This is a genomic window from Cellulosimicrobium cellulans (assembly GCF_016907755.1).
GTDB classification, from domain to species: Bacteria; Actinomycetota; Actinomycetes; order Actinomycetales; family Cellulomonadaceae; genus Cellulosimicrobium; species Cellulosimicrobium cellulans_D.
This window is the reverse complement of record NZ_JAFBCN010000001.1, coordinates 2,901,421-2,914,319: the sequence shown is the minus strand read 5'-3', so window position 1 is coordinate 2,914,319 and position 12,899 is coordinate 2,901,421. Positions and strand designations below refer to the sequence as shown.

The following is a 12,899-nucleotide window of genomic DNA, read 5'->3' as shown; positions in this document are numbered from 1 at the left end:
CGACCCCGCGGTGACGCGTCCTCGGACCGTCACCGCGGGCGTCGACGACCACGGACGGAGTGCTCAGGCTGCCGCCCGCCGCGCGGGCGCAGGCTCGACGAGCACGCGGAAGTTCACCGAGCGCGCGATGAAGCAGTGGTCGTGCGCGCGCTGGTGGAGCGCGGCCAGCGACCCCTCGTCGGTCCCCGGGCCGTCGTCGACCACGACGCGGGGGTGCAGCGTGACGTCCGTGAACTGCCCCTCGCCGCCGGACTCGACGCGCATGGTCCCGGTGACGTCGTCCACGTACTCCCGCACGACGACGCCCGCCGCCGCGGCGAGGTGGAGGAACCACAGCATGTGGCACTGCGAGAGGCTCACGACGAACAGCTCCTCGGGGCTGTAGCGCGTCGGGTCGCCCCGGAACGCCGGGTCCGCGGACCCGGGCAGCGGCGGCCTCCCCTCGAGGAGCACGTCGTGGTCCCGGCCGTAGGCCGTGTAGGAGGCGGTGCCCCTGTCGCCCGCGCCCGTCCAGCGGACCGTGGCGGCGTACCCGTGCTGTGCGCTCATGGCCGCCACCCTAGCGGGCGGTGGTGCAGGTCACACCACGTCTTCGCGGGGCCGCCGCGGCCCCGGACGTCGCCTGCCACCCGACCGTCGGTGGCCTGACCTAGGGTGGAGAACATGGCTGATCCCGCGACGTACCGCCCGGCGCCGGGGGAGATCCCCACCTCGCCAGGCGTCTACCGGTTCCGCGACGACCACGGGCGCGTGATCTACGTCGGCAAGGCCAAGAACCTGCGCGCGCGCCTGTCGAACTACTTCCAGGACGTCGCGAACCTGCACCACCGCACGCAGACGATGGTGACGACCGCGGCGTCGGTCGAGTGGACCGTCGTGGGCACCGAGGTCGAGGCGCTCGCGCTCGAGTACTCGTGGATCAAGGAGTTCGACCCGCGGTTCAACGTCAAGTACCGCGACGACAAGTCCTACCCCTACCTCGCGGTGACGATGGGGGAGGAGTTCCCCCGCGCCCAGGTCATGCGCGGCGCCAAGCGGCCCGGCACCCGGTACTTCGGCCCCTACGGGCACGCGTGGGCGATCCGCGAGACGCTCGACCTCCTGCTCCGCGTCTTCCCCGTGCGCACGTGCTCGGCGGGCGTGTTCAAGCGCGCCCACCAGACGGGCCGGCCGTGCCTCCTGGGGTACATCGACAAGTGCTCGGCACCGTGCGTCGGGCGCATCACGCCCGAGGACCACCGGGCGCTCGCCGAGGACTTCTGCGACTTCATGGCGGGCGACACGCAGCGCTTCGTGCGCCGGATCGAGCGCAAGATGAACGAGGCCGCCGCCGCGATGGAGTACGAGGCCGCGGCGCGCCTGCGCGACGACATCGTCGCTCTCCAGCGCGCGACCGAGAAGAACGCGGTGGTCCTCGGTGACGGCACGGACGCCGACGTCTTCGCGCTCGTCGGTGACGAGCTCGAGGCGGCCGTCCAGGTGTTCCACGTGCGCGGTGGGCGGATCCGCGGCCAGCGCGGCTGGATCGTCGAGAAGGTCGAGGACGTGACCGACGCGGAGCTGGTCGAGCACCTCCTCCAGCAGGTCTACGGCGCGGCCGAGGAGGCGGCGGCGGCAGACCCGGGGACCGGCCAGGGCCGGGGTGGCGCACGCGACGTCGTCCCGCGCGAGGTGCTCGTCCCCGTCCTGCCGCCGGACACCGCGCAGGTCACGACGTGGCTCTCGGGCCTGCGGGGCGCGCGCGTCGACGTCCGCGTGCCGCAGCGCGGGGACAAGAAGGAGCTCGCCGCCACCGTGCGCGCGAACGCGGAGCACGCGCTCGCCCTGCACCGCACGCGCCGCGCGGGCGACCTCACGACGCGCAGCCAGGCGCTGCGCGAGATCCAGGAGGCGCTCGACCTCGACACCGCCCCGCTGCGGATCGAGTGCTACGACGTCTCGCACAACCAGGGCACGTACCAGGTCGCGTCGATGGTCGTGTTCGAGGACGGCCTCGCGCGCAAGAGCGAGTACCGCCACTTCACCGTGCGCGGGCCCGACGGGGACGGGGCCGCGGACGACACCGCGGCGATGTACGAGGTCATCACGCGCCGGTTCAAGCGCTACCTGTCCGACCGCGCGCGCTCGGGCGAGGTCGAGCTGGACCTCGAGGCCGACGACGTGGCGACCGGCTCCGACGCGGCCGGCCGGCGTGCTGAGCGGGCAGCGGAGGCGGCCGGCTACGTGCCGCGCAGCGGCGAGGTCGACGCCGACGCCCCCGTGGACCGGCGCGCGCGGTTCGCGTACCCGCCGAACCTCGTCGTGGTCGACGGCGGCCCCCCGCAGGTCGCCGCCGCCGCCCGGGCGCTGGCCGACCTCGGGATCGACGACGTCGCGCTGTGCGGCCTCGCCAAGCGCCTCGAGGAGGTGTGGGTCCCGGGGGACGACTACCCGGTGATCCTCCAGCGCTCGTCGGAGGGCCTCTACCTGCTCCAGCGCGTGCGCGACGAGGCGCACCGGTTCGCCATCGCCCAGCACCGCAGGCAGCGCAGCAAGGGCATGACCGCGTCCGCGCTCGACGACGTCCCGGGCCTCGGTCCGGCGCGTCGCACCGCGCTCCTCAAGCACTTCGGCTCGCTCAAGCGCCTGCGCGCCGCGAGCGTCGAGGAGATCGCGACCGTGCGGGGCATGGGCGAGCGCACGGCGCGCGCCGTCGTCGCCGCCCTGGGCGGCGCCGCCGAGCCGTCCCCGGGCACGGCCCCCGTCGGACCGGCGCCCGAGGGTGCCGCGGTGCGCCCGGACGAGGCGACCGGCGGCGCCCGGGACACTCCGGTGGGCGACGGGGCCGCGGCCCGGGCGTGAGCGGCTGGCATGCTGGTGCCATGACCTCGGAGCCGACCCCGGACCTCAGCCCGCAAGGGCCGCCCGCCCGCGTGCCGGAACCCTCCCCGACCACGGTCCCCAGCGGGATCCCCGCGATCGAGGCGGCGACCCACGCCCCGGAGCCGCGCGAGGCCGAGGTGCTCATCATCACGGGCATGTCCGGCGCCGGGCGCACCCGGGCCGCTGCCGTGCTCGAGGACCTCGACTGGTACGTCGTCGACAACCTGCCGCCGCGCATGATCGTCCCGCTCGTGGACCTCATGACGCGGTCGGGATCGGCGCTCGAGCGCATCGCGGCGGTCGTCGACGTGCGCGGCCGCGAGTTCTTCACCGACCTCGTCGAGGTGCTCGACCACCTCCGCCAGAGCGGGGTGTTCTACCGCATCCTGTTCCTCGACGCGTCCGACGAGGTGCTCGTGCGCCGGTACGAGCAGGTCCGGCGCCCGCACCCGCTGCAGGGGGAGGGGCGCATCCTCGACGGCCTGGCAGAGGAGCGGCGCCTGCTCGCGAGCCTCGAGGAGCGCTCCGACGTCGTCATCGACACGTCCGAGCTCACCGTGCACGACCTCGCACGCGAGGTTCGCGCCGCCGTCGCCGACGGCACGCCGGAGACCCTGCGCATCAACGTCGTCTCGTTCGGGTTCAAGTACGGGCTGCCGCTCGACGCCGACCACGTGGTCGACGTGCGGTTCCTCGCGAACCCGTACTGGATCACCGAGCTGCGGCACCTCACCGGGCGCGACGCACCGGTGCGCGACTACGTGCTGGGTCGCCCCGGCGCGCTGGAGTTCGTCGACCGGTACGTGAGCGCCCTGGAGCCGGTCCTGGCCGGCTACCTGGGGGAGGAGAAGCGCTACGTGACGATCGCCGTCGGCTGCACCGGGGGCAAGCACCGCTCCGTCGCGATCAGCGAGGCGATCGCCGCGCGCCTGCGCGCGCAGGGTCAGCGCGTCATCGTCACCGCCCGCGACCTCGGCAAGGAGTGATCGGTGGTCGCCCAGCGCAACCCCGCCGTCGTCGCCCTGGGCGGCGGCCACGGCCTGTCCGCGAGCCTGTCCGCGCTGCGCCTCATGTCCGACCGGCTCACCGCCGTCGTGACGGTGGCCGACGACGGCGGCTCGTCCGGACGCCTGCGCGCCGAGCTCGGCGTGCTGCCCCCGGGCGACCTGCGCATGGCGCTCGCCGCCCTGTGCGACGACTCGGAGTGGGGTCGCACGTGGAGCGCGCTCCTCCAGCACCGGTTCACGTCGGAGGGGGACCTCGACAACCACGCGGTGGGCAACCTGCTCATCGTCGCGCTGTGGGAGCTGCTCGACGACCCGGTCGCCGGGCTCGACTGGGTGGGCAAGCTCCTCGGCGCGCGTGGGCGCGTGCTGCCCATGGCGGCGGTCCCGCTCGGGATCGAGGCCGACGTGCGGACGGGCGACCGGCTGGACACGGTCGTCGGGCAGAGCCACGTCGCGGTGACCCACGGCCGCATCGAACAGCTCCGGCTCGTCCCGGCGGACCCGCCGGCCTGCGCCGAGGCGGTCCAGGCGGTCGAGGAGGCGGACTGGGTCGTGCTCGGCCCGGGGTCGTGGTTCTCGTCGGTGATGCCGCACCTGCTCGTGCCCGAGCTCGCGCGCGCCCTGCACGAGACGTCCGCGCGGCGCTGCGTGACGCTCAACCTGTCGAGCGAGACGGGGGAGACCTACGGGCTGTCGGCGACGGATCACCTGGAGGCGCTGCACAAGCACGCACCCGGTCTCCGGATCGACGCCGTCGTCGCGGACCCGTCCGCCGTCGAGGACACGGAGCAGCTCGCAGAGGCGTCCGCGAGCATGGGGGCGCGCCTCCTCCTGCGGCAGGTGCGCCGCGGGGACGGCACCCCGCGGCACGACGCGCTGCGCCTGGCGGCGGCGTACCGGGACGTGTTCGACGACTTCCTCGGCGACGTCGGCTCGCCCGCCCGCTGAGCCGCGCACCGACCCACCGGGTGGTGCTCGGGGCGCCCGGTCCGCCGCCGCGACGCGTCGGCATCGGTGGCAGGATGTCCCGCATGGCGCTCACGGCACAGGTGAAGGACGAGCTGGCTCGACTGCGGGTGGACAAGACCTCGTGCCGCAAGGCGGAGGTCTCGGCGATGCTCCGCTTCTCGGGCGGGCTGCACCTCATCTCGGGCCGCGTCGTCATCGAGGCCGAGCTCGACACGGCGATCGCGGCGCGCCGCCTGCGCGAGACCATCGCGGACGTCTACGGGCACACGAGCGAGCTGATCGTCGTGTCGGCGGGCGGGCTGCGCAAGAGCAGCCGGTACGTCGTGCGCGTCGTGCGCGACGGCGAGTCGCTGGCCCGCCAGACGGGCCTCCTGGACCAGCGCGGGCGGCCCGTGCGAGGGCTTCCGCCGCAGGTCGTCTCCGGCGGGGTGGAGGAGGCCGAGGCGGCGTGGCGCGGCGCGTTCCTGGCGCACGGGTCGCTCACCGAGCCGGGCCGGTCGTCGGCGCTCGAGATCACGTGCCCCGGGCCCGAGGCCGCGCTCGCGCTCGTGGGTGCGGCGCGCCGGCTCGGCGTCTCCGCGAAGTCCCGCGAGGTGCGCGGCGTCGACCGCGTCGTGATCCGGGACGGCGACGCGATCAGCGCGCTCCTCACGCGCCTGGGCGCGCACGAGGCGGTGCTGGTCTGGGAGGAGCGGCGGGCCCGGCGCGAGGTGCGCGGCACCGCGAACCGGCTCGCGAACTTCGACGACGCGAACCTGCGTCGGTCGGCCCGGGCCGCGGTCGCGGCAGGAGCGCGCGTCGAGCGGGCCTTCGAGATCCTCGGCCCCGACCTGCCCGACCACCTGCGCGAGGCCGGCGAGCTCCGGCTCGCCCACAAGCAGGCGTCGCTCGAGGAGCTGGGGCAGCTCGCGGACCCGCCGCTCACCAAGGACGCCGTCGCGGGCCGCATCCGGCGCCTGCTCTCCACGGCGGACAAGCGCGCGGCCGAGCTCGGCATCCCCGACACGGAGGCGGGCCTGAGCCCGGAGCTGCTCGACCTCTGACCTGCCGGCCCGCGACCAGCCCGGCGACCCGCCGGCGACCGCCCGGCACCTGGACGTCATGCACCGACGGGACGATGGTCCCGAACCGTGGGATCCAGGTCACACGCTGGCGTGGTGTTGGTATAGGCTCGGATGCGTCAGGTGACAACGACGTGCTCCTTCGCTGACACCCCTCGTGGGCGTGGGTGGTCCCGGCTGTCGCCGTGACGGTCCACGGGCACGGAGGGTGCTGTGCCGGGATCCCGGGCAGCGGGGCACGGGCGCGATCACCACCTGCGTACGACGGCGTACGTGATCGTTCGGCATCAACCGTGTGCGTCGGGACAACCGGCGCGCCCTGAGGAGGGCATTGTGACCATCCGCGTCGGTATCAACGGCTTCGGTCGTATCGGACGGAACTTCTACCGCGCCATCGTGGCGTCGGGCGCCGACATCGAGATCGTGGGCGTCAACGACCTCACGGACAACAAGACGCTCGCGCACCTGCTCAAGTACGACACGGTCCTCGGCCGTTTCCCGCTGAGCGTGGACTTCGACGACGACAACATCATCGTCGACGGCAAGAAGATCCGTGCCCTCGCCGAGCGTGACCCCGCGAACCTCCCCTGGGGCGAGCTGGGTGCCGACATCGTCATCGAGTCGACCGGCTTCTTCACTGACGCCACCAAGGCGAAGGCCCACATCGACGGTGGCGCCAAAAAGGTCATCATCTCCGCCCCGGCGAAGAACGAGGACGCGACGTTCGTCGTCGGCGTGAACTCGGACCAGTACGACCCGGCCGCGCACCACATCATCTCGAACGCGTCGTGCACCACGAACTGCCTCGCCCCGCTGGCGAAGGCGCTCAACGACTCGATCGGCATCGAGCGTGGTCTCATGACCACGATCCACGCCTACACGGGTGACCAGAACCTGCAGGACGGCCCGCACCGCGACCTGCGTCGCGCCCGCGCCGCCGCGCAGAACATCGTCCCGACCTCGACGGGTGCGGCGAAGGCCGTGTCGCTCGTCCTCCCGGAGCTCAAGGGCAAGCTCGACGGCTTCGCGCTGCGCGTGCCGGTCATCACGGGCTCCGCGACGGACCTCACGTTCACGGCCTCCAAGGAGGTCACGGTGGACGAGGTCAACGCCGCCGTGAAGGCTGCCTCGGAGGGCCCGCTCAAGGGCATCCTGTCCTACGTCGAGGACGAGATCGTCTCGAGCGACATCGTCACGGACCCGCACCAGAGCATCTTCGACTCGAAGCTCACCAAGGTGATCGGCGACCAGGTCAAGGTCGTCTCCTGGTACGACAACGAGTGGGGCTACTCGAACAGCCTCGTCGCGCTGACGCAGCTCGTCGGCGACAAGCTCTGAGCCACCTGCTGACGCAGCACGACCCTGCGTAGCAACCATGCGTCCGCGTGCGCGTCCCGGCACCGCCCGGTGACGCGCACGCGGACGTCCTCATGTGCGGGCCCGGCCGGTCCTCGGCAGGCGCCCCGTACGACGGCGACCGAACCGTAGGAGACCGCATGAACACCATCGACTCCCTGGGCGACCTGCGCGGCAAGCGCGTCCTCGTCCGCTCCGACTTCAACGTCCCGCTCGACGGGACGACCATCACGGACGACGGCCGCATCCGCGCGGCGCTGCCGACGCTGAAGAAGCTCACCGACGCCGGCGCGAAGGTGATCGTCACCGCGCACCTGGGTCGCCCCAAGGGCGAGCCGGACGCGAAGTACTCGCTCGCGCCCGTCGCGGCCCGCCTGGGCGAGTTGCTCGGCGTGCCGGTGCACCTCGCGCAGGACGTCGTCGGCGACTCGGCCCGCGAGACCGTCGCCGCCCTCGGCGACGGCGAGGTCGCGCTGCTGGAGAACATCCGGTTCGACCCGCGCGAGACGTCCAAGGACGACGCGGAGCGCCAGTCGCTCGCACGCGACCTCGCGCAGCTCGCGGACGTCTTCGTCTCGGACGGCTTCGGCGTCGTGCACCGCAAGCAGGCGTCGGTCTACGACGTCGCCCAGGTGCTCCCGTCCGCGGTGGGCGAGCTCGTCCTCAAGGAGGTCGACTCGCTGCGCAAGGCGACGGAGGACCCGGCCCGCCCGTACGCGGTCGTGCTCGGCGGCTCCAAGGTCTCGGACAAGCTCGGCGTCATCGCGAACCTGCTCACCAAGGCGGACCGCCTGCTCATCGGCGGCGGCATGGTGTTCACGTTCCTCGCGGCCAAGGGCTACGGCGTCGGCAAGTCCCTCCTCGAGGAGGACCAGATCGACACGGTCAAGGGCTACCTCGCGGACGCGGAGAAGAACGGCGTCGAGATCGTCCTGCCGACCGACATCGTCGTGGCGGACGCGTTCGCCGCGGACTCCCCGCACGAGGTCGTCGCCGCGGACGCGATCCCCGCGGACAAGATCGGCCTCGACATCGGCCCCGAGTCGGCGCAGCTCTTCGCGAGCAAGATCGTCGACGCGAAGACGGTCGTGTGGAACGGCCCCGCGGGCGTGTTCGAGTTCGAGGCGTTCTCGGGCGGCACGCGTGCCGTGGCCAAGGCGCTCGTCGACGCGACCGCGAACGGCGCGTTCACGATCGTCGGCGGCGGCGACTCGGCGGCGGCGGTCCGCATCCTCGGCTTCGACGAGGCGGGCTTCAGCCACATCTCGACCGGTGGTGGCGCGAGCCTCGAGTTCCTCGAGGGCAAGGACCTGCCGGGGATCTCCGTCCTCGAGGGCTGAGCGCCCCTCCCGAACCATCCTCACGCACCGCCCGCGGCCTGTCGTGCGCGGGCGGTGCGACCCCCACAGAGAGAAGAAGGACCGTGGCGAACAGCCGTACCCCGCTCATGGCGGGCAACTGGAAGATGAACCTGGACCACCACCAGGCGACCCACACCGTGCAGAAGCTCGCGTGGACCCTCAAGGACGCGAAGCACGACTACGCGGCCGTCGAGGTCGCCGTGCTGCCGCCCTTCACCGACCTCCGGTCCGTGCAGACGCTCGTCGACGCGGACAAGCTGGAGCTGAAGTACGGCGCGCAGGACGTGTCCGCGCACACCGAGGGCGCCTACACGGGCGAGATCTCGGCGACGATGCTCGCCAAGCTCGGCGTGAGCTACGTCGCGATCGGCCACTCCGAGCGCCGGCAGTATCACGCCGAGACGGACGCGCAGGTCAACGAGAAGATCGTGGCCGCCGTGGGTCAGGGCGTCGCCCCGATCCTGTGCGTGGGCGAGGGCCTCGACGTCCGCAAGGCCGGCGAGCAGATCTCCTACACGCTGGCTCAGGTCGAGGGCGCCCTCGCGGGCATCCCGGCAGCGCAGCTCGCGACGCTCGTCATCGCGTACGAGCCCGTCTGGGCCATCGGCACAGGCGAGGTCGCGACGCCGGAGGACGCGCAGGAGGTCTGCGGTGCGATCCGCGGTGCCCTGGGCGACCTGTACGACGCGGACCTCGCGGACGCGACGCGCATCCTGTACGGCGGCTCGGTGAAGTCGTCCAACGTCGCCGCGATCATGGCGCAGCCCGACGTCGACGGCGCGCTCGTCGGCGGCGCGAGCCTCGACCCCGAGGAGTTCGCCAAGATCGCGCGCTACCAGTCGCACGCGACCGGGGCCTGACCTCCGCGAGACCCTCGTACCGACGGCCCCGGGAGCGGATCCCGGGGCCGTCGGTCCCTGGCGTGAGACGCTGCCGGCCGGGGTTGGCCGGAGCGGCCCCGCGTCGCCTACTCTTGTCCCCTGTGCAGCAGGTCACGCCTGCGCACGACAACCGTGCGGTCGCGCTCGACATCGGTCGGGACGGCCCTGAGCCTCAAGGACGTACTCGTGGACGTGCTGCGCATCATCCTCCAGATCCTGCTGGTCCTGACCAGCGGCTTCCTCACCCTGCTCGTGCTCATGCACAAGGGCAAGGGCGGCGGCCTCTCCGACATGTTCGGCGGCGGGATCTCGAGCTCGGTGGGCAGCTCCGGCGTCGCCGAGCGCAACCTCAACCGGATCACCGTGTCGTTCGCCCTCGTCTGGGCGGTCGTCATCGTGCTCCTGGGGCTGCTCCAGAAGGTCAGCTGACCTCCGCGCCCCTGAGGGCGTCGCAGGGTCGAGCAGGGCTCGAGGAGTCGGCAGGGGGCAGCCGCGCCGGACGGCGCGGTACGGGCAGGATCGAGTGCCGACGACGGCACGGACGGGGGAGAGCACGTGGCAGGTGGTAACGCGATCCGCGGGTCGCGCGTCGGGGCGGGACCGCTCGGGGAGTCCGAGCGCGGCGAGATCGCGCCGCGCTTCTGGGTCTCCTACTGGTGCGCGAACGGCCACGAGACGCGGCCCAGCTTCTCCTCGGAGGCGGAGATCGAGGCGCCCGAGACCTGGGACTGCCCGCGGTGCGGGTTCCCGGCCGGGCAGGACCGGGAGAACCCGCCGACGCCGTCGCGCAACGAGCCCTACAAGACGCACCTCGCGTACGTGAAGGAGCGTCGCAGCGACGAGGACGGCGTCGCGATCCTGGACGAGGCGCTCGCCGCGCTGCGGGCCCGTCGGGGTCGCTGACTCGCTGACCGAGGGTCCCTGCGCGGCAGGGCCGGGGCTCGCTCCTGCCTCAGCGCACGCGCGCGAGCACGAACCCGTCGTAGCCCTTGGACCCGACGGTCTGCACGGCCGTGGCGTCGAGGCGCGGGTCCGCGACGACGTGCTCGACCATCTCCCGCACCCCGAGCACGTTCGGGTCGGTGCTCTCGGCGTCGGCGACGGCGCCGCCGCGGACGGTGTTGTCCACGACGATCAGGGTGCCGGGGCGGGACAGCCGGAGCGCCAGGTCGAGGTAGACGGGGTTCGACGGCTTGTCAGCGTCGACGAAGACGAGGTCGAACGGCTCCGCACGCTCGTCGACGAGGCGGCGCAGGGTGTCGGCCGCGGCCCCGACGACGACGTCCACCACCCCGGAGAGCCCCGCGGCGTCGAGCGACTCGCGCGCGACCGCGGCATGCGCCGGGTCGATCTCGCACGTGACGAGCGAGCCTCCCGCAGGCAGCGCGCGGGCGAGCCAGATCGTCGAGTAGCCGCCGAGCGTGCCGACCTCCAGCACGCGGCGCGCGCCCGTCGCGAGCGCGAGGAGCTGCAGGAGCCGGCCCTGCGCGGGGGAGACCTGGATCTCCGGCAGGCCGGCGGCCCGTGCGCGGGCGCCGGCGGCGGCGAGCAGGTCATCCTCGGCCACGAGCGGGCCGAAGTACGCGTCGACCGCGTCCCACGTCGCCGCGGGGTCCACGTGCTCGCCGCCGGTCGTCATCGGTCGGCGTCCCGCGTGCCTGCCGCTGCGGCGTCCACGAGCCACAGCGTGCGCTCGGTTCCGGTGACCGCCGCCGCCGGGGTCTCGGCCGCAGGGGCACCCCCGAGCGCCGACGCGACGGCCGTGGCCTTCTCGGCGCCCGCGGCGACGACCCACACCTGGCGGGCGCGCGCGATGGCCTCGAAGGTCAGCGTCACGCGCTCCGGCGGCGGCTTGGGCGAACCGTGGACGCCGGCGGTCGGGACGCCCGTCACGTCGAGCCCCGGGTGCCCGGGGAAGAGCGACGCGACGTGGCCGTCAGGCCCCATCCCGAGCAGGAGCACGTCGAACGCCGGCACCTCGGCGCCGTCCGGGGCGTGCGCGGCGAGCGTCGCGGCGTATGCGGCGGCCGACTCCTCGGGGGTCGCCGCCACGTCCGCCGCGGGCATCGGGTGCACGTTCTCGGCCGGGAGCTGAGGCAGGTGGGCGAGCAGCGCGTCGCGTGCCTGCGTCTCGTTGCGGTCCGGGTCCCCGGTGGGCAGGAAGCGCTCGTCGCCCCACCAGAGGTGCACGCCCGACCAGTCGACGGCGTCGCGGGCCGGGTGGCGCTCGAGCGCCGCGAGGCTCGCGATGCCGACGGTGCCGCCGGTGAGCACGACGTGCACCGGGCTGCGCACCGACTGCACGTCGAGCAGGCGCGTCACGAGCCGCGAGGCGACGGCCTCGGCGAGGACGCCGGCGTCCGGGTGGACGACCACGAGGCGCCCGTGGGACGCGTGCGCGTCCCCGGGCCCGGCGGCGGTCACGCGCCCACCTTCTGCAGGCCCTTGGTGAGCACCTCGCCGTAGATCTCGTCCGGGTCGAGGCGACGGAGCTCCTCGATGAGGGCCTCGCTGAGCGTCCGGATGGGCAGCGCGACGCGGCGGTCGGGCTTGCCCGGCTGGCTGATCGTCACGGTGCGCCCGTCCGGGCGGTCGAGGATGATCGGCCCGCTCTTGCGCTCGAGCGTGACGCGCGTGATCGCCTCGGCCCCACGACGGCGCACTACCGCGGCCGGGCAGCGCAGGCGCGAGCCCAGCCAGGCGGCGAGTAGGTCGAGCGACGTGTGCTTCGCCTGACCCTCGACCACGACGCTGGTCACCGGCTCGTACGGGGGCTGGTCGAGCGCCGCCGCGATGAGGCCGCGCCACAGGGTGACGCGAGCCCACGCCAGGTCGGAGTCGCCGGGACCGTACGTCGTCGCGAGCTGCGCGAGCATCGCCTCGGGGTCCTTGGACGTGATCGAGTCGGTGATGCGGCGCTGGGCCATCGCCCCGACGGGGTCGTCGTCGACCGAGGCGGGCGGCTGGCCGGGCCACCACACCACGATCGGCGCGTCGGGGAGCAGGAGCGGCATGACGAGCGTGTCGGCGTGCTCGAGCAGCGGGCCCGCGGTCCGCAGCACGACCACCTCGGACGCGCCGGCGTCGCCGCCCACGCGGATCTGGGCGTCGAGGTGCGGGACCGTGCTCCGGCCGGACGGCGCGACGACGATGACGCGGCACGGGTGCTCGCGGCTCGCGTCGTTCGCCGCCTCGATCGACGTCTCGACGTCGGACTCGCGCGCGATGACGACGAGCGTGAGGACGCGGCCGAGCGCGATCGCGCCGCCCTCGTCGCGCAGCCGCACGAGGCGCTTGTTCACCGCGTTCGTCGTCGTGTCGGGCAGGTCGATGATCATCGCGGGGTCCTCGCCGGTCGGAGGGTCGTGCGGCCCTGCGGCGCACGACGGGGTCGGGGGGTCT

General features: G+C 73.5%; 13 protein-coding genes. 9 read left to right on the top strand and 4 right to left on the bottom strand.

Annotated features, from left to right (window positions below; translation table 11 throughout):
• Positions 1-63: 63 nt before the first annotated feature.
• A complete protein-coding gene (locus tag JOE63_RS12780; RefSeq protein ID WP_087472157.1) occupies positions 64-549 on the bottom strand; it encodes an OsmC family protein in 486 nt (161 codons plus the stop codon).
• A gap of 114 nt (positions 550-663) precedes the next feature.
• On the opposite strand from JOE63_RS12780, the gene uvrC reads away from it, so the two are divergent.
• The 9 genes from uvrC to JOE63_RS12735 all read left to right on the top strand — a co-directional run bounded on the left by uvrC (position 664) and on the right by JOE63_RS12735 (position 10,400).
• Complete coding sequence (gene uvrC / locus JOE63_RS12775; RefSeq protein WP_204541824.1) at positions 664-2,841, top strand: excinuclease ABC subunit UvrC; 2,178 nt, start codon at positions 664-666, stop codon at positions 2,839-2,841.
• A gap of 20 nt (positions 2,842-2,861) precedes the next feature.
• A complete protein-coding gene (gene rapZ / locus JOE63_RS12770; RefSeq protein WP_087472156.1) occupies positions 2,862-3,848 on the top strand; it encodes an RNase adapter RapZ in 987 nt (328 codons plus the stop codon).
• Between the two features lie 3 nt (positions 3,849-3,851).
• Positions 3,852-4,817 carry a gluconeogenesis factor YvcK family protein gene (locus JOE63_RS12765; protein ID WP_204541820.1) on the top strand — a complete coding sequence of 322 codons (966 nt, stop codon included), beginning with the start codon at positions 3,852-3,854 and terminating at the stop codon, positions 4,815-4,817.
• An 83-nt stretch (positions 4,818-4,900) separates the two neighbouring features.
• Positions 4,901-5,881 carry a DNA-binding protein WhiA gene (gene whiA, locus JOE63_RS12760; protein ID WP_047232822.1) on the top strand — a complete coding sequence of 327 codons (981 nt, stop codon included), beginning with the start codon at positions 4,901-4,903 and terminating at the stop codon, positions 5,879-5,881.
• A gap of 351 nt (positions 5,882-6,232) precedes the next feature.
• On the top strand, positions 6,233-7,237 hold the full coding sequence (gene gap, locus JOE63_RS12755; protein WP_087472154.1) for a type I glyceraldehyde-3-phosphate dehydrogenase: 1,005 nt from the start codon (positions 6,233-6,235) through the stop codon (positions 7,235-7,237).
• Positions 7,238-7,395: 158 nt separating this feature from the next.
• Positions 7,396-8,595: a phosphoglycerate kinase gene (locus JOE63_RS12750; RefSeq protein ID WP_204541817.1), complete on the top strand. Its 1,200-nt coding sequence runs from the start codon at positions 7,396-7,398 to the stop codon at positions 8,593-8,595.
• Between the two features lie 107 nt (positions 8,596-8,702).
• A complete protein-coding gene (tpiA, locus tag JOE63_RS12745) occupies positions 8,703-9,476 on the top strand; it encodes a triose-phosphate isomerase (RefSeq protein WP_239577902.1) in 774 nt (257 codons plus the stop codon).
• 207 nt (positions 9,477-9,683) lie between these two features.
• Complete coding sequence (gene secG / locus JOE63_RS12740; protein WP_087472975.1) at positions 9,684-9,926, top strand: preprotein translocase subunit SecG; 243 nt, start codon at positions 9,684-9,686, stop codon at positions 9,924-9,926.
• 126 nt (positions 9,927-10,052) lie between these two features.
• Positions 10,053-10,400, top strand: a complete 348-nt coding sequence (locus JOE63_RS12735; protein ID WP_047232819.1) for an RNA polymerase-binding protein RbpA — start codon at positions 10,053-10,055, stop codon at positions 10,398-10,400.
• 49 nt (positions 10,401-10,449) lie between these two features.
• Here JOE63_RS12735 and JOE63_RS12730 read toward each other — a convergent pair whose 3' ends face one another.
• From JOE63_RS12730 to opcA, 3 genes are read right to left on the bottom strand one after another with little or no spacing between them, the layout of a single operon-like run.
• Complete coding sequence (locus tag JOE63_RS12730) at positions 10,450-11,136, bottom strand: O-methyltransferase (RefSeq protein WP_204541814.1); 687 nt, start codon at positions 11,134-11,136, stop codon at positions 10,450-10,452.
• A complete protein-coding gene (gene pgl, locus JOE63_RS12725; RefSeq protein WP_204541809.1) occupies positions 11,133-11,921 on the bottom strand; it encodes a 6-phosphogluconolactonase in 789 nt (262 codons plus the stop codon). Before pgl ends, JOE63_RS12730 begins: the two co-directional genes overlap by 4 nt.
• Positions 11,918-12,835 carry a glucose-6-phosphate dehydrogenase assembly protein OpcA gene (gene opcA, locus JOE63_RS12720; protein WP_204541806.1) on the bottom strand — a complete coding sequence of 306 codons (918 nt, stop codon included), beginning with the start codon at positions 12,833-12,835 and terminating at the stop codon, positions 11,918-11,920. Before opcA ends, pgl begins: the two co-directional genes overlap by 4 nt.
• Positions 12,836-12,899 lie beyond the last annotated feature (64 nt).

Bases quoted from the DNA above. Each gene is read 5' to 3' on its own strand.
- opcA (WP_204541806.1), bottom strand. From the start codon at position 12,835: ATGATCATCGACCTGCCCGACACGACGACGAACGCGGTGAACAAGCGC.
- JOE63_RS12750 (WP_204541817.1), top strand. From the start codon at position 7,396: ATGAACACCATCGACTCCCTGGGCGACCTGCGCGGCAAGCGCGTCCTC.
- rapZ (WP_087472156.1), top strand. From the start codon at position 2,862: ATGACCTCGGAGCCGACCCCGGACCTCAGCCCGCAAGGGCCGCCCGCC.
- whiA (WP_047232822.1), top strand. From the start codon at position 4,901: ATGGCGCTCACGGCACAGGTGAAGGACGAGCTGGCTCGACTGCGGGTG.
- JOE63_RS12780 (WP_087472157.1), bottom strand. From the start codon at position 549: ATGAGCGCACAGCACGGGTACGCCGCCACGGTCCGCTGGACGGGCGCG.
- JOE63_RS12730 (WP_204541814.1), bottom strand. From the start codon at position 11,136: ATGACGACCGGCGGCGAGCACGTGGACCCCGCGGCGACGTGGGACGCG.
- uvrC (WP_204541824.1), top strand. From the start codon at position 664: ATGGCTGATCCCGCGACGTACCGCCCGGCGCCGGGGGAGATCCCCACC.
- tpiA (WP_239577902.1), top strand. From the start codon at position 8,703: ATGGCGGGCAACTGGAAGATGAACCTGGACCACCACCAGGCGACCCAC.